Annotated in this window: 19 protein-coding genes, 1 other RNA gene and 1 pseudogene; 3 read left to right on the top strand and 18 right to left on the bottom strand. The window is 61.0% G+C overall.

The window, feature by feature from the left end; translation table 11 throughout:
• Positions 1–128: 128 nt before the first annotated feature.
• The 5 genes from Q3866_RS02795 to Q3866_RS02815 form a co-directional block, all read right to left on the bottom strand.
• On the bottom strand, positions 129–3,140 hold the full coding sequence (locus tag Q3866_RS02795) for a DEAD/DEAH box helicase family protein (protein WP_301829418.1): 3,012 nt from the start codon (positions 3,138–3,140) through the stop codon (positions 129–131).
• Between the two features lie 2 nt (positions 3,141–3,142).
• Complete coding sequence (locus Q3866_RS02800; RefSeq protein WP_301829421.1) at positions 3,143–5,074, bottom strand: site-specific DNA-methyltransferase; 1,932 nt, start codon at positions 5,072–5,074, stop codon at positions 3,143–3,145.
• On the bottom strand, positions 5,067–5,837 hold the full coding sequence (locus tag Q3866_RS02805) for a DUF4391 domain-containing protein (protein WP_301829423.1): 771 nt from the start codon (positions 5,835–5,837) through the stop codon (positions 5,067–5,069). Before Q3866_RS02805 ends, Q3866_RS02800 begins: the two co-directional genes overlap by 8 nt.
• Positions 5,834–9,076 (bottom strand): helicase-related protein, encoded by a 3,243-nt coding sequence (locus Q3866_RS02810; protein WP_301829424.1) that lies wholly within the window; start codon positions 9,074–9,076, stop codon positions 5,834–5,836. The genes Q3866_RS02805 and Q3866_RS02810 overlap by 4 nt, the downstream gene beginning before the upstream one ends.
• A gap of 437 nt (positions 9,077–9,513) precedes the next feature.
• Entirely contained in the window at positions 9,514–10,338 is an 825-nt protein-coding gene (locus Q3866_RS02815) for a DUF4268 domain-containing protein (RefSeq protein WP_301829425.1), read from the bottom strand.
• Positions 10,339–10,636: 298 nt separating this feature from the next.
• Here Q3866_RS02815 and Q3866_RS02820 point away from each other — a divergent pair.
• Positions 10,637–11,341: pseudogene (locus Q3866_RS02820) on the top strand (nucleotidyltransferase domain-containing protein); the annotation flags it as partial.
• A 109-nt stretch (positions 11,342–11,450) separates the two neighbouring features.
• On the opposite strand, the gene Q3866_RS02825 reads toward Q3866_RS02820, so the two are convergent.
• The 5 genes from Q3866_RS02825 to Q3866_RS02845 all read right to left on the bottom strand — a co-directional run bounded on the left by Q3866_RS02825 (position 11,451) and on the right by Q3866_RS02845 (position 16,501).
• On the bottom strand, positions 11,451–11,660 hold the full coding sequence (locus tag Q3866_RS02825; protein ID WP_301829429.1) for a hypothetical protein: 210 nt from the start codon (positions 11,658–11,660) through the stop codon (positions 11,451–11,453).
• Between the two features lie 101 nt (positions 11,661–11,761).
• A complete protein-coding gene (locus tag Q3866_RS02830; RefSeq protein ID WP_301829431.1) occupies positions 11,762–12,010 on the bottom strand; it encodes a hypothetical protein in 249 nt (82 codons plus the stop codon).
• A 114-nt stretch (positions 12,011–12,124) separates the two neighbouring features.
• On the bottom strand, positions 12,125–14,629 hold the full coding sequence (locus tag Q3866_RS02835; protein WP_301829433.1) for an LPXTG cell wall anchor domain-containing protein: 2,505 nt from the start codon (positions 14,627–14,629) through the stop codon (positions 12,125–12,127).
• A 124-nt stretch (positions 14,630–14,753) separates the two neighbouring features.
• Entirely contained in the window at positions 14,754–15,377 is a 624-nt protein-coding gene (locus Q3866_RS02840; RefSeq protein WP_301829434.1) for a DUF47 domain-containing protein, read from the bottom strand.
• Positions 15,378–15,448: 71 nt separating this feature from the next.
• Positions 15,449–16,501 (bottom strand): inorganic phosphate transporter, encoded by a 1,053-nt coding sequence (locus Q3866_RS02845; RefSeq protein WP_301829435.1) that lies wholly within the window; start codon positions 16,499–16,501, stop codon positions 15,449–15,451.
• Between the two features lie 163 nt (positions 16,502–16,664).
• Between Q3866_RS02845 and Q3866_RS02850 the strand changes: the two genes are divergently transcribed.
• Positions 16,665–17,270, top strand: coding sequence for an HAD family phosphatase (locus Q3866_RS02850; protein WP_301829436.1), 606 nt, complete (start codon positions 16,665–16,667; stop codon positions 17,268–17,270).
• Positions 17,271–17,377: 107 nt separating this feature from the next.
• On the opposite strand, the gene Q3866_RS02855 is transcribed toward Q3866_RS02850, so the two are convergent.
• The 3 genes from Q3866_RS02855 to Q3866_RS02865 form a co-directional block, all read right to left on the bottom strand.
• Positions 17,378–17,995, bottom strand: a complete 618-nt coding sequence (locus tag Q3866_RS02855) for a YigZ family protein (protein WP_301829469.1) — start codon at positions 17,993–17,995, stop codon at positions 17,378–17,380.
• Positions 17,996–18,072: 77 nt separating this feature from the next.
• Positions 18,073–18,327: an HPr family phosphocarrier protein gene (locus tag Q3866_RS02860; RefSeq protein WP_301829438.1), complete on the bottom strand. Its 255-nt coding sequence runs from the start codon at positions 18,325–18,327 to the stop codon at positions 18,073–18,075.
• Positions 18,328–18,450: 123 nt separating this feature from the next.
• A complete protein-coding gene (locus Q3866_RS02865; RefSeq protein ID WP_301829441.1) occupies positions 18,451–19,479 on the bottom strand; it encodes a 3-deoxy-7-phosphoheptulonate synthase in 1,029 nt (342 codons plus the stop codon).
• 175 nt (positions 19,480–19,654) lie between these two features.
• Here Q3866_RS02865 and rnpB point away from each other — a divergent pair.
• Positions 19,655–20,022, top strand: an RNA gene (gene rnpB, locus Q3866_RS02870) — RNase P RNA component class A.
• Between the two features lie 208 nt (positions 20,023–20,230).
• On the opposite strand, the gene Q3866_RS02875 is transcribed toward rnpB, so the two are convergent.
• The 5 genes from Q3866_RS02875 to Q3866_RS02895 all read right to left on the bottom strand — a co-directional run bounded on the left by Q3866_RS02875 (position 20,231) and on the right by Q3866_RS02895 (position 23,982).
• Complete coding sequence (locus tag Q3866_RS02875) at positions 20,231–20,896, bottom strand: copper homeostasis protein CutC (protein WP_301829443.1); 666 nt, start codon at positions 20,894–20,896, stop codon at positions 20,231–20,233.
• 181 nt (positions 20,897–21,077) lie between these two features.
• Positions 21,078–21,743 (bottom strand): DivIVA domain-containing protein, encoded by a 666-nt coding sequence (locus Q3866_RS02880; RefSeq protein WP_293674065.1) that lies wholly within the window; start codon positions 21,741–21,743, stop codon positions 21,078–21,080.
• 299 nt (positions 21,744–22,042) lie between these two features.
• Entirely contained in the window at positions 22,043–22,321 is a 279-nt protein-coding gene (locus Q3866_RS02885; RefSeq protein WP_293674064.1) for a YggT family protein, read from the bottom strand.
• Between the two features lie 3 nt (positions 22,322–22,324).
• Complete coding sequence (gene proC, locus Q3866_RS02890; protein ID WP_301829446.1) at positions 22,325–23,152, bottom strand: pyrroline-5-carboxylate reductase; 828 nt, start codon at positions 23,150–23,152, stop codon at positions 22,325–22,327.
• 71 nt (positions 23,153–23,223) lie between these two features.
• Positions 23,224–23,982 (bottom strand): cell division protein SepF, encoded by a 759-nt coding sequence (locus Q3866_RS02895; RefSeq protein ID WP_301829448.1) that lies wholly within the window; start codon positions 23,980–23,982, stop codon positions 23,224–23,226.
• Positions 23,983–24,005: the final 23 nt, after the last annotated feature.

Below are 24,005 nucleotides of genomic sequence, written 5' to 3' on the forward strand. Positions count from 1 at the left end.
GCCAACAACCACACGTGGGCGCGAGAATAATCGCCGGGCGTTGAACAGCGCACATGATAAATGCAGCAAGGACCGGTAGCAAACGGAATGCCACCGGGCTTTGTTGTTTAACACCCTAGGCTTCGAGATCACACGTACGTTGTCTTCACGTCGTAGACAAAGTCATCACCAAGGTCCAGCGCCTCGAAGTGCTTCTTGGCGCATTGGATCTTCCCGTCCTCCCTGGGACGCTTCTGGATGTTGTTGTTGCCACCGCCCTTGGTTTCGGTCACAAAGTAGACGCGATGCTCGCCTTCAACCTCACGGACGTACGCCCAGTCTGGGTTATACGATCCCAGCGGCGTATCAATCTTGAAGTTACTCGGCAGCTTTGCGAACACCTTCACCTCGTCGGATAGGTCGAGCTCAACAGCAAACGGTTTCTCAACGGAAGAGGAGTCGTAGACCACGTAGTTGTAGAGGCTCTTGCCGTGCTTTGGCTCCCAGGCGTTTTGGTCGAGGTAGGCCTTAACCTCATGAGGCTTAAGGTCCTCCATGCTGTACCACTCGGAATCCGGCAGCTTGGTGTACTTGATACCAGCAGCAACGGCTTCGGCCTTGGCAACGCTGACCTTCGTTGCCACCTGAGAAAGGAACACCGCGGGGTTGCGGGCAAACTCATCAAAGCGCCCGCAGCGCTCAAGAATGGCCTTAATCGTTGCGCGGGTAAGGCCCACAGTATCCTGCAGCTCGGCAATGGGATCGGGCAGATCGTAGGCCCTGGCCCCCGCCACGCGTACCAGGGAGCGCGAGTCGGCCTCGGCTTCGACGCCAGCATCATCAATCGAGACGCCCGCCATGGTCGAGAACACCTCCGGAGTCCTAACCTCTGGCATGTCCCCAATCTTCTCGCAGGCAGACGCAATGAGTCGCTCGGAGTCCACGTCGACCTCAAAGCGCGTGCGCCTGCGAATGCGGTCCCACAGCTCCTGAAACGCGGGGTCGGTCGAGACGTCCTTTGAGAGCTCGACCGTGACCTCCTTCGCCTTGTCCTTGATCTGCAGCTTCTGGGCCTTGTGCAGGATGACGGAGCACACCGCGTTCTGCGCCGCCTCCACGCCGTCGGGCAGCGGAACGTCGCCGCGCTCGGCAGCCTCCTTGAGCTCGCGCGTCACGCTGCCCTTGTCATCCACGAGCCCCTTTGCCCTAAGAACCTCGTACACCTGGGCAGACCTCTCATACCCCAGTCGTTCTTCGTGGCCGCCCTCGTACTCGAGGGCAATGCGCGAGAAGGACTCGGGCGCCAGTACGCCAAAGTGAATGCCATCCTTCTCGAGCTCGCCCTGAAGGCCCTTGGCGAACGCCTCGTAGCTCTCGTTGGCGATGACGGTAAGCACGTTCACGTCACGATCAAAGCAGCGCTCGCCGTTCTGGTCAACACAAAGGCGCAGGCCACGGCCAATCTTCTGACGCTTGGTCATGGTGTCCTTGGTCTCGACCAGCGTGCAGATCTGAAAGACGTTGGGATTGTCCCAGCCCTCCCTGAGCGCAGAATGGCTCCAGATGAACTGGATGCGCTTCTTTGCATGCTCCTCGTCGCCGTCCTTGTCCGACGGAAACGACAGCAGCGTCTCCTTCTCCCTCATGATGGTCTCGAACGTCGAGATGTCGGCGCTGGACTCCGCCTTCTTGCTCGTGTTCTTGATGCGCCCCTTGCCATCCTGAGAAAAGTATCCCGAGTGAACGGCGGCCGCACCGACGTCGAGTGGCACACCCGCCTTCTCATAGCGGCTGCGCCACTTGGCGGAGCTCACGGCATCCGCATACTCCTCCTCGAACATTTGGGCGTACTCGCCATTGCGAACCGGATCATAGAGGCGGTACTTCTCCACCTTGTCGATGAAGAAGAGCGACAAAACCTTGATGCCCAGAGGATAGAGCTCAAGCTGCTTCTGCAGATGGTCCTCGATGGTCTTGCGAATCTGAGCCCGCTTGACCACCTCCTCCGCGATGTCACCCACAGCTTGGCCAAGCTCGAGCGTGGTACCGTTCTGAAACTCAACCCACTCGCTGCCTGGGGCGGCAGAGATGTTGTTGACCACCCAGCCAGACTCATAGTCAGAGTTCTCGCCGCTCTTGGCGTAGAGGTCGTCGCCCGTCTTGACCGTGACCTTCTTGCGCTTTTGGCTACCGTCCTTCTGACGCACGTCAATCGAAACCTTAGCCGAGAAGGGGCTCGCCTTCACAGACTCCAGACTCACGTAGGATCCGTTGAGGTCTTCCTCGGAGCGCACCGAGTCCACACAGATGCCCTTGACCAGGCCCATCTGGAAGGCGTCGACGGGACCAAGCTGATACACCTTGTTGTACTTCTCCTTGTGCGTGGCAGAGTAGCGCAGCACAAAGAGAGGGTTCAGGCTGTTAATGGCCCCCTTGGCCTTTTGGGTGTTGTCGACGTCCTGCGGCTCGTCGATGATGACGATGGGATTGCAGGAAGACACGAGCTCGCGAGGGCTGTGGCCACCAACCAGGCGCTCGCTGGCACGGTGGAATAGGTTTCCTTCTTCCGCCGCCCCATCGTCCTGATAGCCACGGATGAACGCGGCGATGTTGATGATCATGACCTGAATGGACGAGGACGTGGCAAACGTTCCCACCGAGCTCATGTCCTTAGAGTCGTAGACGAAGTACTCAAGCGGCGTCTTGTCATAGAGCACGTCAAAGTGGCTCTTCATGCTCTCGAAGCTCTTCTTGACGCCCTCGCGAATGGCCACCGACGGCACAACGATGATGAACTTGGTGAGACCATAGCGGCGGTTGAGCTCGTAGATGGTGCGAATGTAGACGTAGGTCTTGCCCGTACCGGTTTCCATCTCAACCGTAAAGTCGCGCAGGCGCCCCTTGGTTGTCGCGCTGGTGGGCGGCAGGCTCTCCTCCTCCTGAACGGCATGGAGGTTCTGCTCCAACTGGGTGGCAGAGAGGCGCAGGCCATTGGCATAGCCAATCTGGAGGCCCTCGGCTGCAAAGAGCGAGCCCTCCCGGCCCCTTGCCGCAGTGAACTTGGCGTCCATAAACTCCTGGCCTTGGAAGAGATCGCAGACGCTTTCCACGGCCTCGACCTGATGCTGCTGGTCTGAGGAGTACTTGAGTTCCAAAGCCATGGTTACACCGTCCTCAGCTCAACCTCGCGGCCCGTCTTCTCGGCCACGCGCTTGAAGACCTGGGCAGCGTTGAGCTTGAGCGAGTCGGTAAGAATGGAGTCGCGCATGAGGACGCGGCGAGGTTCGATATCCGCGATGGCCTCGAGCGCCTCGATGGTGAGGCCAGGGGCAAAGCAGCAGACGAGCTCCCCGCAGGCAACGGAGTAGATGGGGTAGTCAGCGGCCTCCTCCTGCTCAACGGGAAGGGTGAGCTCGAGGCCCCACTTGAGCATCATCTCAAAGACGATGTCCATATCGGAGCGGTCGGGCTTGACCACGTCGAGCACGAGCTTGCCAGGCTCGGGCTTCTCAATGCCCGAGTTGTCGAGAGTGAAGACGCGGAAACCGATGTCGGGGAGCTTCTTGTTTGCCTCTTCGACCTCTGCCTTGATCTTGTCGCCAGCGCGACGGATGCGCTCTTCGCCGATTTCGGTGAGGAGGTGAGGTCTATCGAGTGAATCCAAAAATGAAATCCGCCTGTTGGTTAGCTCTCGCTTTTTTGCGTCGTCGGACGAAGACGGCTTAATCTCCTCCGCAAGCTGAATGGAAATGCTCTTGCGGGACCCGCCGTCTTCTTCATTCAATTCCATTATGGCAACGGCTGTCGTCGAGGAGCCAGAAAAGAAATCACAGACGACATCATCCCCGGAAAGAAAGCAGCGCATTTTGACCAATGTGGTTATCAAGCTCTTTGGCTTCGTGTAATCAAAGAGAGAGCTCATACCCAATCTGTCCAAATCAGAACTAGCGCTCTCGTTGGTTCCAACCCCATTTGAATTATCAAGCTTAATCGGCAGATAGTTTGTGGGCGTCTTGTATCGCTCGCCGTCAGCTCTCTGGAATCTAACTGACATTTTGTTTGTTTTGATTAGGAAATAAGTGCCGAGGGACACCTCTTCTTCAAGGGTGTCTTGACTCCATTTAAATGAGCCCTTAAGCACGGCTTCGTTCGAGTTGACGCCATTCTCTACATAGATTGTCTCAAGTATATCGGCACCTTCATAATGGCCCGAAGGGATGGAACCGCGATTTAGAAAGCCAATACGAATAGTTCCGGCTGGAAACTTTAGCTCCTTTACCGGATTGCCAGTATTTAATAGAGGTGCATCTCCGTTCTCCAGCCAGCTCCCGAAAAACTTTGATTTATTAGCAACTTTTTCATAGCAAAGAACATACTCGACAGTCTTTCGACATTTGTATGCAAGCGCAGGTGGTGTCATAGTTTTCGTCCACATGAACTGCGCCGCGAAGTTGTCCTCGCCAAAGATCTCGTCAGATATTTTCTTTGCGTTATTTAACTCGTTGTCATCGATGCTGATGAAGATGACCCCGTCGTCACTCAGCAACTCCCTGGCCAGCCTCAGACGGGGGTACATCATCGAGCACCAGTCGCTGTGGAAGCGGCCACTCGTCTCGGCGTTTGACTGTCCCGCAAGGCCGGCCTGCTCCTTGTAGTTCTCGATCGTGTCGCCAAACTTGTCCTTGTACACGAAGTCATGGCCCGTGTTGTACGGCGGGTCGATGTAGATCATCTTCACCTTGCCGTGGTAGCCACGCTGCAAAAGCTTCAGAACCTCGAGGTTGTCGCCCTCGATGTATATGTTGTCAGAGTCAAAGCTGCCGTCCTCGCCATCGCGACCACGGCTCTTCTCCACGCAGGGACGAAGCGTTGCCTCGCTCACGGTCTGCGACTGGCGAATGGCATCCATCTTGCCCGGCCAGGTAAAGGCATAGCGCTCCTGGCCCTCGTCGACCTCGTCGCCAAGTTCCAGCCTCAGCTTGTCGAAGTCTATGCCGCTCTCTGAGAAGACCTCGGGCATCAGCTCCTTGAGCTTGGCCAACCTATCATCAACGACGTTCTCGGACGTCAGGTCCATCTTCCCAATCTCACTCATAGCAGATCTCCCGTATCTCGCTGCCCACCTGGGCCAATTCCTTCTCGCATCGTTTGAGCTCAATCCGCAGCCCTGCCGATTCATTGAGGCTCAGGCCAGGATTTCTCCACCGTTTTCGCAGTTCAGAGGCTTGTTTCTCGAGCTCATCCCAATTCGTCAACAGGCTCTCCAGCAGGTTGCGATCTGCCTCGTTGCACTGCGGATAAAACCCGAGTGACTCCGCTGCTCGGAACACCCGAACGTTCCAAGCAAGCGCACCCACATAGGCGAACAGGTCGCTCTGGGGAAGCCCATCGAACGCGAGCGAGGCAAGAAAGGACTCAACCAGAGATCCGTCGAACTCAAATGCTCCTGATGCCTGAACCTCGTCAACGACAACGGCACCCCTCTCGGCCAAGCTCTTGCGCGTGATGGAGACCGAGACGCAGACCTCACCCTCCCCTTCGAGCAGCAAGACGGTGGGATTGGGGAAACACTTGTGGATGAGTCCGGCCACCTCGGCATAGGCAGATGAACCAGCCATCTCGCACACGAGGAAGACAATGCTCTGGATGTCTCTCTCGGCATCCACGGTGGGCAGAATGCGCGTCGTCGACTTCTGCACCGTTGCAAAGTGCCTGATGGCAGCCACCTTGTCGAGCACCTTCTGCTCGGTCTTGGTAAGAGACGCCTGGCGCACCATGACCACCTTGGGAATGCGGCGCTCCCCCGCCAGCGCATCGCTCGGCAGGCAGAAGACGCTCTTCCAGTTGACCCCGCTCATCGCAGCACCACAAAGCTCACGAGCGCATAGTCGTCAAAGCCCAGGCTCGTGCCGCCGCCAACCTCGCCCAGGCTAAAGAGACTCTCGATGCCCTTGTCCTGCTGCACGCCACCAATGGCCGCAACCACCTTGTCGAGCAGGTCGCTGTAGGCGCCCATACGCTCGCCGTCGCGCGTCTCGCGATTGAAGGCGCGGCACAGCTCGGCCAGGGGCTCCGCCTTGCCAGAGCAAGCGGCTCGCATGATGTCGAGCGCCTGTTTGGGCTGCGTGTGTCTGGTCTGCACCTTACCATCGCGCGACACATACACCACGTAGTAGGGATACGTGGGGTTCGTGTCCTTTGGGTCGCGGCTGTAATCGGTCTGCTCGAGGCAGAAGACAACACCCGGAGCCAGCTCGCCGCGCAGCTCGTCCGGAATGGCCGCGACGGCATGGAGCCCCATCGGAGCCGCCTCGGGCACGCCAGGGTACTCACCGCTATAGCGCTGAAGCTCCACGCGAAAGTCGTCGAAGGCGAGGTCCGTGATGGAGATGCCACCGGAGATGTCCTCGAGGTCGAGGACCTCGGTCCTAAGCTGCTTGAGCTGTTGCCGGCGATATTTGAGGTCGTTCATCTCGCTCGTCGCCTTGGCCTCGAGCACGTTCTCCTCGCCCGTGGCACTCGTGTCGAGCAGGACCATGCGGCCCTTGACGCGATTCTCGAGCTGGATGTACTCGTCAAGCTCGATATCGGGCCAGAAGTCGACAAGCTGGATCTCTTTGTTCCTCGACCCCAGGCGGTCGATACGTCCAAAGCGCTGGATGATGCGCACGGGGTTCCAGTGGATGTCGTAGTTGACGAGGCAGTCGCAATCCTGGAGGTTTTGGCCCTCGGAGATACAGTCCGTCGCAAATACGATGTCAATCTCACCCTGGGCACGAAGGGCCTCGGGCAGCTCCTTGGACACTGGGGAGAAGTGGGCAAGGATGTTCTCGAAGTCCGTGCGCGGGAGCCTGAGCGAGAAGGTGCGGTTGACGGTCCCCGCCACCTCGGCGCACTCGAGCCCCAGCTCATCCTTGAGGACGGGGGCGAGTTGATTGAAGAGATAGTCAACCGTCGAGGTAAACGCACTGAACACGAGGATCTTGCGGTTGCCCTCGTTATAGGGGTTGCGCGCCTTATCGATGATGAACTCACGCAGCTTTGTAAGCTTGGCGTCACGCTCTGTCGTTACCGCATCGGCATAGGCAAGCAACCTCTTAAGCAGAGCGATGTCGAACTCGAGGTCCTGCCCAAGCATAAGCGGGTCAGTGTCGCGCAGGTCAACGCGCACCTTGCCACCAGCCTCAAACTCCTCGGCGTCATCATCTTCGAGGCCGTCGACCATGCCGTCCGCCTCATAGGTGGCGCTCGCCTCGCCGGCTCGCAGCCTATTCAGCGTCTCCTCGGTTCCGTCGAGAATGGTCCGCAACGTTGTTCGGAAGCTATAGACCGAGGACTCCATGCGCTTGAGCAGGTTGACGCGCATGAGATTGACCACAGACGTGGTGCGATGTATCTGGCTCTCGAAGTCCTTGCCCCAAGAATCGCCATACCGCGCCTCGTACTTGGGGCGTTTTTGCGTATAGACGTAGTGAAGCAGCTGGTACTGGGCAAAGGTGAGCTGCGAGATCATATCGTTGAGCTCGCCGATTGAGGGAAGCTCGCCCTTGGAGTCGATGGCCGTGGTGAACGAGAGTGGCGCTCTGCGCGTGGGAAACGTTCCGCTCTGCGCCCCGTAATACTTGGTGATGTGCTTGCGGCTGCGGGCTATGGTAAAGATGTCGAGCAACTTGAAGTAGTCGGCGTTTACGGCATTCGCAAAGCTCTCGGTTGTGCGCTGGTCGTCATCGAGCTTGCTCCACTCGTTGAAGCGCTGCTGCGCCACGCGCGTCACCTGCGTAATCGAAGGTATGCCGTCGCTCTCCTCGAGGTACGCGTCATTGCCCTCCGTGATGAGCTCAATCTGGTTGCGCAGGTCGAGTAGGCGGTTGTTCACCGGAGTGGCAGAGAGCATGAGCACCCTGGTGCGGGCGCCGCTCTTGATGACGTCCTCGATAAGGCGCGTATAGCGGTCCTTTTTCTCGGAGTCGGTACTCTTGTTGCGGAAGTTATGGCTCTCGTCGATGACGAGCAGGTCATAGTTCCACCACTTGTGATGCTCAAGGTCGATGTCACCGCTCTTGCCGTGATAGCGCGAAAGATCGGTGTGGTTGAGCACCCTATAGTTGAAGCGGTCATCCGCAAGCGGATTCCTGTCATCGTTGTCCTGCGTCCAAAGCGTCCAGTTGTCGCGCAGGCGCTTGGGGCAAAGGACGAGCACGCGGTCGTTACGCTCTTGGTAGTACTTGATAACGGCAAGGGCCTCAAAGGTCTTGCCCAGGCCAACGCTGTCGGCGATGATGCAGCCCTTGTACTTCTCGAGCTTGCGAATGGCGCCAACGACGGCGTCCTTCTGGAAGTCATAGAGCTTGTTCCAGATGGCGGAGTCCTCGAGCCTGATGCCGGGACGCAGGTCATTGTCCTCATCCGCGAGGTAACCCCTGAACAGGTGGTAGAGGGTAAGGAAGTAGACGAACTCCGGGGAGTTCTCCCTGTAGAGGCTGCTCACCTGGACGGCCACTTGCTCGGTGACCTCCTCCACCATTGCGGGGTTGCTCCAGACGGATTCAAAAAGAGCCTTGAGCCCCTGCGCCTCAGTACGGCCCTCGAAGTGGCTCACGCCCGTAACGGTATTGGGACGGCGCTCGTAACCGAGGCCCTCAAGCGTAAAGTCTGCAGTTGCGCCCATGAAGGCATGGTCGCTCCCGTTCGGGTTCTCGACCACATAGGTTCCGCCGGGTTGAACCACCCCGCTGGTCTTCGCGGACCTAAACGTGCCCTTGGCGCGAATCCAGTCAGCGCACTCGCGTGCAAGCGCTCGCTGGTTAAGGTTGTTGCGAAGCGTCAACTCAAGCCCGCGGCCGCCCACGGAACGCTCGCGAGAGACCCGGGAGAGCGCAAACTCTCGTGGCTCCTTAGCATTCGCCATGCGCCTGATGAAGGTGGGCTCGCTAAAGAGGAAGCGAACCTCATCAACCTTCGACAGCTCTTCCTTGAGCTCGCCATAGGCAAACACCGTGAAGTAGCTGCTGATTATTGACAGCTTTGAGCCCTCGTCCAAGGCGCTTGAGAGGGCATCGCCCAGGCGATTTCTACCCGTGTTGTCGAGAAACTCCATTAGGCGCAGCCCCCTCTATCGAGGGAGTTGCGCTCCTGCTCTACCGAAGGGAGACTCGCGTCAGCGAAAGCCCCCCCCCCGGAGGTTTTTCGCAATTCGCTTCACGAAAACGCTCCAGGGCTCAGATCGCGCGGGCAGCGCGCGATAACCAATTGCGGGTGGCTAGCACCCGTTGCTATGTCTCATTCTAAGGAAGAACGGACAGAATTACGCCCGCGAAAGCAGACAACCCTACTTGCCGCCGATGAGCATCCCCAGCAGATAGACGGGAATGAGAATGGGCCAAAGCAGAAGTCCGAGAACAAGCGTGACAAGTCCCCAATGCCTCATGATTGCCTCTTTCTAACTCAGACGGGCAGTATTGCTCGCCCTGTGGCTCGAGTGTAAGAGACTTTCCGGACACAAAACAAAGTAGCATCCCAACCGCACAACCCCGGCTAAAGACCCATCTCATCGAGAATGCGTCGCAGGTCAAGAGCCCAATTCATCTGCTCGCGAATGTAGCCGTCCCACGCCGTCTCATTGTCCTTGAGTGGCCGACCGGCATGGTAGAAGCGAACGCCGCAGTCTTTGGTGGCCCTAAACGGCTCCGCAACGACACCAAGCTCCCTCTCGATTCGAGACGACTCGGCGATAACCGCCTCGCCAATCTCCTTGCTATCGGATGCGTAGAACTCAATGCCCGTGCGGTCATGGAGAACGTCTACAATCAACGCCAGATGATAGGCACTCGTCCCGCAGCCGAGAATGGTCCAACGGGCTCGAGAGGGCTTGCGAGGCTTGAACACTCGCGCAAATTCCGAGGTGTTGGCGGTAATCTCCCGGTACCTTGTCCAGTAGGACAGCCTCAGGTTTTCGGTATCAGAATAGTCCTCGCTATGCCGCACGCTTCTGGCCCACTCGTTGGGACGCTCCACCACATTAAAGCGAGGCGCCGGCAGAGAGTCGCCTATGGCCCAAAGCTCAATCTCAACCAGGAAGAAGGCAACGTCGTCATCGGTGTGCTCGTTGAGCCACTCGATGGCCTGGCGATGCTCTTCGCGCGCATGGGCAACAACCCAGACCACTACCTCGGCATTCTTGCCAGCGGCATAGGTAATGACCTTGCCCAGGTGATCGTGGTTGGTCTCCTTGAGCTGATTTTCGATAACGACTTTGCGAGACGTGCCAACCTCGCTGGCATAGATGTCGACGCTGAATGAGCCGACGGAAGATTCCGTCTCGATAAGCTCGAGCTCAATGCCTATGGCATCCCCAAGCATCTCGAGGTTGGACTCCTCGGCAAGCCACGGGGTAAAGTCATGTGCCTCGTGCTGCCATACTTCCTGGAGCTCTCTTCTCGAGCTTGTCCAAGCTATAGCTCTTCATATGGACTCGCAATCGTTATTCGTAGCAATGGTCGGACTCATTAACTGTCAGAAACATCCTTTAAGCTTACTCCAGCAATGAAGATCCCCTATTAGCCGTCAGGCGGAATTCGGCGATATCCGAGTGGAGGAAGCAACATGCACGCCACCATAAACCATGAGCTAGACGAGTTGGAGAAGGCCAAGGGGGACACGCGTGCTCTTTGCCTGCGAGTCGGGCAGCCAGGCCTGGGGCTTTGCCTCGCCGGATAGCGACTGCGACGTGCGCTTCGTCTACACGCGCGGTCTCGCCTGCTACCTTGGCCTCGAGAGGCGACGCGACGTCATCGAGTGGAGGCTCGACGACGTCATCGATATCAACGGCTGGGACCTAGGCAAGCTCCTGCGCCTCATGCGCGGGTCGAATCCCACCGTCTTCGAATGGCTGGCCTCACCCATCGTCTACCGCGAGCTGCCGGCATTCTCCCAGGTGCGCGAGCTCGCGAGCACGGCCTTTCAGCCAAAGCCGTGCGTCTACCACTATCTGCGCATGGCCACGCGAAACTACGAGGCCTTTCTGTTGGGCGAGACGGTCAAGACCAAGAAGTACTTCTACGCGATCCGTCCACTGCTTGCCGCCCGCTGGATCCTCGACGAGCGCGCACCAGCGCCCATGCGCTTTGACGAGCTTGCCGAGGCCAAACTTGACACCGCCGTTGCCCCACTCGTCAACGAGCTCCTGCGCGAGAAGGTCAATGAGCCCGAGCGGGAGACGCGCCCGCGCATCGATGCTCTCAACGCATGGATTGAGTCGAAAATAGCCGGCATCGAGGCGGAGATCGCCAACATGGAAACGCTCAAGAAGCCCAGCTGGGAGCCCTTTGATGATGTCTTCAGGAGCATCGTCATGGGCAAGTAAGCCAACCGCTCCGCACGGCACGGATGTGCCCCAATACGCCAGCTGCATTAGAGGGGCTGCATCCCAACAGAGGATGCAGCCCCTCGCGCTAAAAGCCGATATCACTCGTCTACAGCTTGACTTGCCAGGTGTTGCCGCACTCGTGGCAGACGAACGTGGTCTTGCCCTTCTTGCCCAGCATCGCGCCGCCCACGGCGCCAAGGGGTCCCAGCAGCACTCCCCCAACGGCAGCCTTTCCAAGCGAGAGCGACTTCTTGCTGCTGGCCACGGCCTCAAAATTGAGGCTGCCGCAGCTTGGGCACTTGATCTTTCTTCCCATGACTGCCTTCTTCCGTAGTTGTCCCTTAGTATAGGCGCCTCGCGCGGGACATGGCGCGCTTGATTTAGCAGGCGCTGACCAATACTTGTTCATTCTCATCTTCAAGCAGCTCGCGAGCGCGCTGCTGACCCTCGATGACCTCGGCCGTAGTACTGGAAGGCTTTCTCGTAGTTGCGCTCGCCCGTGCGGCCATACTCCCAGATGTAGCCCAGGTTGATGATGGACTGATAGCAGCCCGCATCCATCGCCATCTCGTAGAGCTCGGCCGCGGGACCCTCGAGCGCCTCGTCGAACAACTCATTCATTTGCAGAAGGTCGACCTCGGCCATTTCGTAATCCGCAGCAGCCATTGCAGCTCCTTTCCGTGTCTTACGTTGGCCCGATTGCAGTACGGGCATCGGACAAAAAACGGCCCCGAACTCGCGAGAGGAGTCCGGGGCCGCGCATGACCTATACCAGCGGATTTATCGCCCCTTGCGAGCCACAGCGATACCAGCCATCACCACAGCCACGCCAACAAGCGCGAGAGGAGCAGCGGACGTAACATCACCCGTCTGAGGCAGCTGCTCATCGGTAGTAGGCTTGGAGCCAGACGCGCCGCCACCATTGGCAGCTCCACCGTTGCCGCTGCCACCATTGCCACCGTTGCCGTCATCGGGCGTGGTCGGCTTGGGCGTCACGGGCTTGGGGTCGGGCTGCTTCTCCTTGTTGAAAGTAAACCTCACGACAGCAGTCTCGTCCTTCTCGACCGTGCCCTCGGTGCCCTCGCTCGACGCAACCGTATAGCCCTCGGGTGCAACAACGCTCACCTTGTAGCCCACGCCCTCGGGAAGCTTCAGAGCCGTGACGCTCTGCCCGGCCTTGAGCGTAAACGTTGCCACACCATCGACAAACTGCAGGTCACCATAGGTGCCGCTCACCGTAGCGTCGTCAAGCGTCAACGTAAACGTAAACTCGTCCGAGGCCTGCGCGCCCTCTCCCGTGGCGTCGCACGAGATGGTGAGGCCGCCAAACTGCGGGTCGGGCAAGCGCCAGAGCGTGCCATGGTCACTCGAGCTGTCGAACGCACAGGTAACATCGCCGCCGCCGCGGGCATCCGAGAAGAGCACCTGGTTGCCTCTCTGCCAGTCGGTCGAAGCGGCGCGGCCATCGGCCTCGTCGGCAGTGAAGCGCACATAGCTGCCGGCGTCATCGCCATTGAGCACCACGACGTTGGCCTGACTTTGCGGCAGCGTCACCGTGTTGTTGAACAGCTTGGTACCGCTGCTGTTGGTGGCAGAGAAGAGGCCCACGTTCTTGGGAACCGACTCGCTGTCGACCAGCGCGTCAAGGCCGTCCGTGATCGTGACGCTGCAGTTTTGGACGGTATAGGAGCGGTTGCCGGCAACGTCAAAGGCAAACCCTCCAACCTTGTTCTGAATTCTGTCGCCGCTCTTGCCACTGGCAGAGATGGTTCCCACGCTCACCTTGCATCTATTGGCGATGGGGCCAGTCACAGCCAGGTCAGTATAGGGATCCGGCATATAGGTGTTGACGAAACCGGCAGCCTCGGCCTCTCCATCGGCATTGGCGGAGATGGCACCAGCCTTGACCGAGCAGTTATTGCACGGATAGCTCGCGAGATCAAAGAGACCCTGCGCATAGGCACTGTTTTGGGTACTGCTTGCAAGAATCTGATCTGTCACAACAGAGATGTCATCAAGCGTAGCCAAGCCAACATTGCTCTGATTCTGGATGGTTTGAAGGAAGGCGCCTCCAGCCGCATAGGCCTCGCCAGATGCACTCATGGCCTCGATGTTCTTGGCCTCGACTTCGATACCGCTCCAACCCGCATCAACTTCGAACAGATAGGCAAGACCATAGGCGCCTGCACTAGCACCTCCCCTGCTCGTGGCAGAAATGTTGCCAACAACCTTAACGGAGGTATTGCTCACAGCGCTATAGCCAAGCTCGGCATTTCTCGTGCAATATGGTCTGAAGCACAGGCCAGATGCAACGGCGTCAGATCTCGAGTTGCTGCTGCCGCTCTCGATGCTGATGTCGCCATCAACAATCACGTGGCAATCCGTCATGGCGATGGGGCTCGTGGCAAGACCGAGGGCATATACGTCCGAATTGCCAGAGCTCTTAGACACAAGAGAAGAGGCGTGCGCCGTAACACCATTAAGCGCAAGCTGACACTGCCCCCAAGGGTCACCGGTCACAGCTCCGGCCGCACAAGCACTCCCCGAAGTCGCGACTGCAAACACGTTGCCCACATTAACCCGCGTGTTCTCGATGAGAACGTTGCCGACTCCCACGAACGATCCCAAGGAGCCGGAATAGACCGTGGATTCTCCTCGCGCATCAAGCGAGCCGATATTACCGCCATTGAGTGAAACGCCCGTGATCTTGGTGAAGGCCCTGCTAGTGTCAAAGGAGTTCTCACCGGCAAAGAAATAGCCCACGAGACCCGTGGAAAGCGCTTGGCCGCCAATGCTTGCCGGCTCCACGTTCTCGAAGTTGACGCCCACGCCATCAATCAGCGTGTTCGTGATGCCGCCAGCCAGCGTGGCACCCTGCGCGCTGCCTTTAAAGGTTAGCGTCAGGTTCTTGATCTGAGCACGACCAGCAGAAGGGCCCGACTGGCCCTGCACCAGGTCGAACAGGGGCTGCGAGAGCTTGTCGTCGGCAGGCGCCACAACCGTGATGGTGTGACCCGCGCCATCGAGCGTACCCGCAAACGTGCGCGAGGGGCTGTAGCGGCTAAAGCTCGTAGCAAGTGTGCTCGTGTCGATTGACACATCAGCATCGAGCGTATAAGTCTTGCCCCGCGTGTCGCTCGCGTTCGTTTTGCTCACGAGTTCCAAGAGGTTTTCGCCCGTGGAAATGTGACCGTCCGCCACGCTTGCGTAGGCGGGGCGCGCAGCCAAGCACAGCAGTGCCAGGACGAGGCCAAAGAGCCCGACCCTCCACCTGCTCTCAGACATGCCGTCTCCTCTCATCATGCGTAAAGCTGCGCGTTTGAGCAGCTAGGGCACAATGATATCCCGCCCACTAGGTTTTTGAAGCTTATCTCCGCCAAATGGGCGCGGACACCGGCCACGCCAGTCACTAGCTGTTGCCCATCACGATGCCCATGACCTCGTCACCCACGTGCTCGCACGCGTCGATCGAGTACTCCAGGTACATGTAGATCTCCCTCGTGCTGATGAGTCCAAGCGCGTCGACGCCGCCCGTGTGCAGCTCGCGCATGATGCGCACGAAGGTCTTGTCGCCCAGGTCCTCGACCGTGTTGATCGAGACGATGTGGTCGTGCAGCACCTTGGACTTCTTGAATTGCGGCAGCTCGGCCACCGTCTTGCGCACTTCCTCGCACGCCTGCACGAGCAGCCCCACCATCTCGAGCGCCCCCGGCGTCACCTCGCGCACGTTGTTGTAGTAGAGGCGGTGCAGCACGCCCTCGATGCAGTCCGTGACGTCGTCGAGGTTGCTGCTGAGCTGCGCTATGTCCTCGCGCTCGATGGGCGTGATAAACGCCGTCACAAGCGTGTCGAGCAGCTCGTGACGCAGTTCATCGTTGGCCTGCTCGATCTGATGCATCTCCTCGATGCGCTGTGACAACACGTCCGCGTCGAAGTTGCGCATGACGCTCTCGAGCAGCGCCACCGCACGGCAGTTGTTCTCGGCCGCCGCATTGAAGTTGTCGAAGTAGTAGCTATCTGCCTTGCGTGCCATCTGCCGGCTCCCCTCCCTCTGCGCGCATCGCGGGACGCCACGCCCGGCCACCCCGCCCGCGCCAGCCTTGTCTAGAACAGGAACATGAACAGCTTTGCCATGAAGAAGCTGATGAGGCCGCAGCCCGGGAACGTGAACACCCACGTGAGCATCATGTCGCGAACCACGCCAAAGTTGACGGCCGACAGGCGCCGCACCGCGCCAACGCCCATGATGGCGCTCGTCTTGGTGTGCGTCGTCGACACGGGAATGCCCAGCTCGGTCATCACAAGCAGGCACACCGAGCTCGCGAGGTCTGCCGCAAAGCCCTGGTACTTCTCGAGCTTGACCATGTCCATGCCTACGCTCTTGATGATGGGCTCGCCGCCCACGCTCGTGCCAATACCCATGGTGAGGCTGCACAGAATCATAAGCCAAACGGGAATGACCGTGCCCTCGACGCCGGTCTGGCCGTTGCAGAACGCCACGCCCAAGAACAGCACTCCAATGAACTTCTGGCCATCCTGCGCACCATGCATGAAGCTCATGGCCGCCGCAGCCACGATCTGGGCATAGCGAAAGAAGCCGTCGGCCCGTCTGCGGTCTGCCGCGGCAAAGACGATCGTCACGAGCTTGCAGCACAGCCATCCAATCACAAATCCAAAGAGCAAGCTCATGACCAGGCCATATATGACCTTGACCCACTCCTGGCCGTTAACGCCGGCAAGCCCTCCCTGGATGGCGATGGCCGCACCCGTGAGACCCGCGATGAGGCTGTGACTCTCGGACGTGGGGATGCCAAAGACCGACGCGACCACGCTGTACACCACAATCGAGAAGAGCGCCGCGCACAGGGCAATGAGGGCCGCATGGGTGTCTGAGCCAAAATCGACCATGTTCGAGATAGTCGAGGCAACGCTGGCGTTGAGACGCGTCATGACGAGCACGCCCAAGAAGTTGAGCACCGCGCTCATGATGATGGCCGGACGCACGCGCATGCAGCGCGTGGTCACGCAGGTGGCGATAGCGTTGGGGGCGTCGGTCCAGCCATTGACGAAAATGACGCCCAGCGTAAGCAGTGTGGTTATCGCTAACACGGGATTTGACGTCACCTGGGCAACAAACTGCGCAAACGACACTTCCATAGACATGCCTCCCCCGAGACGGTCGTATGGAGCTTTGTTACCCATGCCGGGCGCGTCCCTACCATCTCCTTACACGAACGGCGCATATGAAGCGGCAGACGCGAGCCGCGCCGACTTCACGCGAGACGGCTACAATGGCCAAAAACGTTGCGAGGAGGCAGACATGGGAGCCAAGCGAAACATCGTCTTTGACATGGGAAACGTCCTCATGACCTTTGACGGCCGCGAGTTTGCCCGCGTCTTTACTGACAGCGAGGAAGACGCGCAGGCCCTCTACGAGGGGTTTTTTGGTCGCGGCGAGTGGGCCTTGCTCGACTCGGGCACCATCGACCACGCCACGATGATGCGCGTTGCCGAGGCGCACACCCCCGAGCGCCTGCTTCCCAACCTTCACGAATGCTTCGAGCACTGGCCCGAGTTCTCGCGTGTCATCGAGGGCACCAACGACCTCGCCCTGCGCCTCCACGATGCCGGCTGGGGCGTCTACGTGCTCTCCAACGCCAACGATCGCATCGAGCAGCAGCTCTCGCAGGCCCCCGCCTTCGACGTCCTCGACGGGCTCGTGGTGTCTGCCCGCGAGCGCCTCATGAAGCCAGACCCGGCCATCTTCCGCGTTCTGTGCGAGCGCTACGACCTTGACCCCGCAAGCTGCGTCTTCGTCGACGATAACCTCGACAACTGCGCGGGCGCCCGCGTGGCCGGCCTTGACGCCTTCCACTTCACTGGCGACGCCACAGAGCTCGAAGCCTACCTCGGCACGCTCGCATAACAGGTACACAGCGCGCTCGCATGGCGCCCGCCTAGCACGCGGGCACGGGGTAGAGGCAAGCACGGAACGCACGCCATAGCCACCCATCAGCGGCCAACAACCGGGCGCTAGAACTCGTCGAACTCCGCGTCGCCCACAAGGCACACGTCCTCGCCCGCCATGAGCTCGCGCATGGCTGCCACGAACGCGTCCTGCTCGCCCGCCCTGAACACGAGCGAGAGCGTCACGTCGGCACCATAGTCGCAGGCCGCGACATGCGCCCCGCTGCGCGCCGCGAGGTCGCGCGCACGATCGTGCATCGCATAGGGAATGCCCACCTCAACGGGCACCACGAGCGTCTTCTCGACCACGAGCCCCTGCTCACGGGCCTGCTCGATGGCCATCTGCGTGGCCGTGGTGTACGCCCGCACCAAGCCACCCGGCCCTAGCAGCGTGCCGCCAAAGTAGCGCGTCACCACGCAGCAGACATTCTTGAGGCCCGCTCCGCGCAGCGTCTCGAGCGTGGGCATGCCACTCGTGCGCTGCGGCTCGCCGTCATCACTCTGGCGCTCACGCCCGTCGGCCAAGATCCAGGCAGGCACGTTGTGGCGCGCATCGTAATGCTTGGATCGCACGCTCGCGATGAACTCGTTTGCCTCGTCCTCGCCCTCCACGTGCACAAGCTGCGCGATGAAGCGGCTCTTGCGGTCTACGAACTCGGCCTGGGCCTGCTTTCCCGCGCGCAGCGTGAGATAGGAGGCGGCACCCGCTTCCGCGGACGCCGCCTCAGCACCTGCACCGTTGTTTGCACTGCTACGAGCCACTAAAGCCTCCGTAGAAGGTGCGCCATGAAGTCACGCGCGTCATCCTCGTCGGGACCATCGATGCGCACCATGAGCGTGTCCCCCTTGTGCGCGTCGAGCCCCATGAGCTGGATGGGGTCGGCGGCGCTCGCCTCGTGCTCGCCATGGCTCACCGTAACCTTGCTCTTCCAGCGAGCAGCCTCGCCGGAAACGAGCATGACGGAACGGGCGTGAAAGCCCAGAGGGTCTGCGATGGTGTGGGTGATCTCAACCATGCCAGCCTGCCTAAACACACGAGGGAACAGAAACGATTAGTAAACTATGGTAGCGCTCTATACAGGGACTGGGGCGCCAGGCTCGCCAAACGGCAGCCACGGCACCCCAAAACTTGAAACTACCTACGCGCGCTCGGCAAGCTCGCGGATGAGGTACTCGGTCTTGTCCCAGCCAATGCAGGCGTCGGTGATCGACTTGCCGTACACGCCACCATCGACCGGCTGGTTGCCGTCCTCGAGGTACGACTCGACCATGAAGCCCTTGACCAGGCTACGGATCTTGTCGTTGCGATGGCAGGAGTCGAGCACCTCCTTGCAGATGCGGAACTGCTCGAACGGACGCTTGCCCGAGTTGTCGTGGTTGCAGTCGACGACCACGGCGGGGTTCTCGTAGGTGTCCGTGGTGTAGCGCTCGGCCAGGCGCTCGAGGTGCTCGTAGTGGTAGTTGGGGTAGGTGCGCCCGTCGAGGCCGATGTAGCCGCGCAAAATCGCGTGGGCCAGTGGGTTGCCGTGGGTCTCGACCTCCCAGCCGCGGTAGATGAACTCCTGCTCGGCCTGGGCGGCATAGATGGAGTTGAGCATGACCGTGGTGGAGCCGGCTGTGGGGTTCTTCATGCCCACGGGCACGGGCACGCCACTCGAGACGAGGCGGTGCTCCTGGTTCTCGACCGAGCGGGCGCCCACAGCGACGTAACTCAACAGGTCAACGAGGTACTGGTAGTTGGAGGGGTAGAGCATCTCGTCGGCCGTGAAGAAGCCTGACTCCTCGATGACGCGCAGGTGCATGCGGCGCACGGCCTTGACGCCCTCGAGCAGGTCGGCGGGCGCCTCGGGGTCGGGGTTGTGGAGCAGGCCCTTGTAGCCGGTACCCTTGGTGCGCGGCTTGTTGGTGTAGACACGCGGGACGATGAGCAGGCGGTCGCTGACCTCCTCGGACAGCTTTGCCAGGCGCATGACGTAATCGAGCACGGAGTCCTCGCGGTCTGCCGAGCAGGGGCCAATGACGAGGAGCTTGCGGGTGTCCTCGCCGCGGAAGATAGCGGCGACCTGGGCGTCGAACTCGACCTTCTTGGCGGCGAGCTCGGGAGACAGGGGCATGTCCTCGCGGATCTCCTTAGCGATGGGCAGGCGGCGCTTGAAGTTCATGGACATGGGGGTCCTCCATGCTGGTCGTGCGGCGGCGCGGGGCATGCCGCGTGGTGGCCCTGCAACGCGACACCAGGCAGGTGCGATGGCGCCGTCTCGCATGCGGTGAATTGCTCAAAATCTTAGCAGCTTTGTGGGGCTAGGCGGCACTGCGTTACCTACGTGCTACAATCGCATGCGCGAGGTGGGCCAGACGACCGCGGGGCACGCGAGCAATCGCGCGCCATGAGGAAAGTCCGGGCTCCACAGGGCAGGATGCTGGCTAACGGCCAGGCGGGGTAACCCGACGGAAAGCGCCGCAGAAAAGAAGACTCCCACCTGCGGGCGGTTCGCCGCGCGCAAAGGGAAAAGCTGAAACGGTGGTGTAAGAGACCACCAGCGTCGTGGCAACACGGCGGCTTGGCAAGCCCCATCCGGAGCAAACGCAAATAGGAGCGCCATGGTGTGGCCCGCACCGCGCTCGGGTTGCGCGCTAGAGGCCAGCGGCAACGCTGGTCGTAGATAAATGGTCGTCAACGACAGAACCCGGCTCACAGGCCCGCCTCGCACTGCCTAACGCGAATGTCCCGCAGCTCACGCGCAGCTGCGGGACATTTTTTTGTGCGATAAGGGCCCGCGAGCCCGCACGGTGGCGGGAGCCGGAAGGTGCCATCGGTTTTCACGTCCACGAGGCTCGAAACGTGCGCAACCGATGGCTCTGTGGGCGAGACGTGCGCAACCGATGGCACACCACCCCGAGAAGCGACAGCGCGCTTCCCTACAGGCGCACGATGCGGGTACCATGAACCTCGCTCACGCCAACGGTCCCTGCGATGGCCTCGGCATTCTCCCAGGTGATGCCGGCCCCGGGCAGAATCGTGATGCGCCCGTCAGCGCGCGCGACAAACTCGCGCAGACACGCTACGTTATCTTCGATGCGCGTGCCCGCCACGCCGCCGTGCGTGAGAATGCGCGTGACGCCCTGCTCGGCAAGCCAATCGATGGCCTCGAGCTGGCGCTGCGGCGCAATCTCGTCGAACGCCATGTGGAAGGTAATCTGCGCGGGCACGCCGCGGCGCTTCTCGGCCTCACGTACGCGCGTAATAAGTCGCAGCGTAGCATCCCTGTCGAGCTCTCCGCCGCGGGCGCAGCCAAACACGACGCCCGTAGCCCCCGCATAGAGGGCGCAGTCGATGTCGTCCTCCATCATGAGAAGCTCGTCGTCGGTGTAGGCAAAGTTGCCACCACGGGGACGCACCATAGCCAGGACGTCGACGCCACGGCCGGCACAGCAGCGAACGGCTCCGCGAATAACGCCCAGCGAGGGTGACGTGCCGCCCTTGGCAAGGTTGTCGCACAGCTCGATGCGGCGAGCGCCCGCCGCGATCGCCGCAGGCACAAGCTCCACGTTCTCGGCGCAGAACTCTCGTGTCAGGTCAGTCATTGTTTCCTCCGGGAAATCGGCATCAAAGAGGGACACTTCCTCACCGCTCAAGCATATGACAAAGGGTCCGTCCCCGCTGTCATGCCGGCCCGGCTCATACCAGCCCCAACTCAACAAAGAGCGGGCCCACAGCCATGAGAGCTGCGGGCCCGCCAGTCAATGCAAATGTATGACGCCCGAACTAGTCGAGGTCATCGACGTCAACGCCGCTCATGGGCATGGCGGCCGGTGACAGCTGCGTGGCGTCGGCGTCGGCCATGGGAGCGGGAGCCGGGGCGACAACGGCGGCGGCAGCGGCGGAGCCAGTGGGCAGGCTCACCGAAAGCTGCTGGGAGAAGGCGTTGTCGGCATCGTCCATGAAGTGCTGGAGCAGCGCCTTGTACTGGTCGCGGAACTCCTCGCGGGAGGCCTTGAGGCGGTCCATCTCGTCGAGCTCGCTCTGCTTCTCGGCAAGGGCCTGGCGGATGACCTCGCGGGCCTTCTGGTCGGCGTCATTACGGATCTTCTCGGCGTTGTCGCGGGCATCGGCCACGATCTTGTCGGCAGACTGCTGGGCCACGATGAGAACCTTGGAGATCTGGCTCTCGGACGCGGACGTGGCAACCGGGGCCTCAGCCACAGGGGCAGCGGCAGAGGGCTGGTTCTGGAGCTGGGCAACCTGGGCCTGGGCGGCGGCAAGCTGCTGCTCGGAGGCGTTCAGGCGGTTCTTGAGGTCGGCGATCTTCTGCAGCATCGCGTCAACTTCACCGGACAGACGCTCGAGGAAGTTGTCGACCTCGTCGGTGTCATAGCCGTGCTTGGAGGGAGAGAAGGTGAGCTGGTCGATTTCAGAGGGTGTGATTGCCATTCTGGGTCCCTTTCAGTTCTGGGGCAAGCGCCCCGGGTAACGCGATACGCATGTAGTCAAGTATAGCGCGACTGCCCGCCGGGGAACCCCTCCCCCACATCCAACACATGGGGTGGAGAAAACCCGCGGCAGGCGGCCGGGCTCAAACGATGCAACGTGGCCGAGAAGTGCGCAGCGGTGTTGGCGGCAGCTCTCTCGGCACTGCTCAAACGCGCCATTGGTCTGGCACGTCCAACGCCTCCCAAACGTGCAAAACCGATGGGCGAGCAGCGCCAAAGCCAGGCGCGAACCACAAGCCGCTACAGCACGCCCAGCACTACGTAGTACAGCAGGCGCTCGCCAATCGACAGCACGAACAGCGCGATAACCGGCGAGAAGTCCAGCCCGCCCATGGGCGGAATGAAGCGGCGGAACAGGTTCATGTACGGGCTCACGATGCGGTCGATCACCACGGCAATGTCATAGACGAGGCTCCCCTCGCGAAGCGGGAACCAGCTCATGAAGCACCAAATGATGACGAGCCACTCGTAGAAGTTCACGAGGGCGGAGATGGCACGAAGTACGGGATAGAGACTCATTACCTAGCCTTTCGCAAGCTCGGCGGTGCGGGCAAGGGCGGCGTCGACGGCGTCGTAGCAAGCCTGCGTGAGCGCCGGCTCGAGCTCGTAGAGGGCCGCGGCGGTAGTGCCGCCCGGGGAGGTCACGGCCTCCATGTAGGCGCGCGGGTGCTCGCCGCTGCGGGCAAGCGAGGCGGCGACGCCGAGCATCGTGGCGTTGACCATTTCGCGGGCATCGGCGGCGCGTAGGCCGCTGCGGATGCCGGCGCGCGTGAGGGCGTCGACCATGAGTGCGAAGTAGGCAGGCGCGCAGCCCACCACGGCGCCCTCGGCGTCGAGCTGGTCCTCGCGCATGACCTTGGCGGAGCCCAGCGCGGAGAAGAGCTGCTGCACGAGCGCCACGTCGACCGACGTCGCAGACGAGCCGCCGCAGATGGCAGAGGCACCGGAACGCACCGAGACCGGCAGATTGGGCATGACGCGCACGACGCGCGAGTCAGGCAGCGCCTCCTCGAGGGTGGCGATGGTGACGCCCGCGGCGATCGAGACCACGAGGCGGCCCTTGAGCGCATCGGCGCACGACGACAACACGCCGCTCAGCACCTGCGGCTTCACCGCAAGCACCACGGCATCGGGGTTGGCCGCGAACAGCGCATCAGCATCGGCAAAGGTCTGGATGCCGCAGTCGCTGGCAAGAGCCTCGAGCTTGTAGGCGTTGTGGTCGCAGGCAAGCACGCGCTCGCCCGGAAGTGCGCCGCTCTGGACGAGGCCGCGGGCGATGGCGCCGCCCATGGAGCCCACGCCGATGACGCCCACGGTGAACTGCGCGAGGTACTTCTCGATGTCAGTCATGGTGTCCCCCTTACACAGCGTGGCGGCCACGGGGCCGCCACGTCAAATAGAACATTGCGAATTGCAGCTGGCTAGTCGATGAGGCCATCGGCGCGCAGCTTGCGGGTGTCGGAATCTGCGAGCTCGACGCCCTTGGGCAGCACGACGAACACACGGTCTCCCAGCTCCTCAACGGCGCCGTCAATGCCGCAGGCAAGGCCAAAGCTGAAGTCGAGGATGCGCTTGGCGAGGTCGATCTTGAGGTTCTTGAACGACAGCACCACCGGCTGGTTGGTGCGCACGCGGCGCACGACCATCTGAACGTCGTCGTAGCTCGTGGGCTTGAGCACGTAGGCGGGAAGCTTACCGCTCGTGACGCGCGGCACGGCCGTGAGGCCCACGTCGCCGGGCGTGTTGCCCGTGGCGCCAAAGACGCCGGGCTGCGTCATGGGCGGCACGTAGGAACCGGTGTCGGAGACGGGCTGCGGGTCGAAGTCGCGCGGGGCGTCCGCCTCGCGGCGCCAGTCGTCGTCGGCAGCGCGGTAGGCGCCGTCGGAGTACGAGTTGACCGTGGAGTAGCTCTCGGTGGCGGCACTGGGCAGCTCGTCGCCCGAGAGGTGACGGCCCGAGCGTGTGAAGACGTTCACGCTGTCGGCGTCAGGGCGAGCGGGGTTGCCAAGAAGGCCGGTCGTGCGCACCTGCTCCTGCTGGGCCGGGGCGTCGTCGTAGTACTGGCCGTCGTCGTAGCCATTGTCATAGCCGCCGTCGTCGTAGCCGTTGTCATAGCCGCCGTCGTCGTAGTAGTCGTCGCGGGGCTGGAGCTTGTTCTTAATGTTGTCGAGAAATCCCATGATGTCCCCAAGTCCTGTGAGGG

Origin of the sequence: uncultured Parolsenella sp., assembly GCF_958346945.1 — a bacterium.
Taxonomy (GTDB): Bacteria; Actinomycetota; Coriobacteriia; order Coriobacteriales; family Atopobiaceae; genus Parolsenella.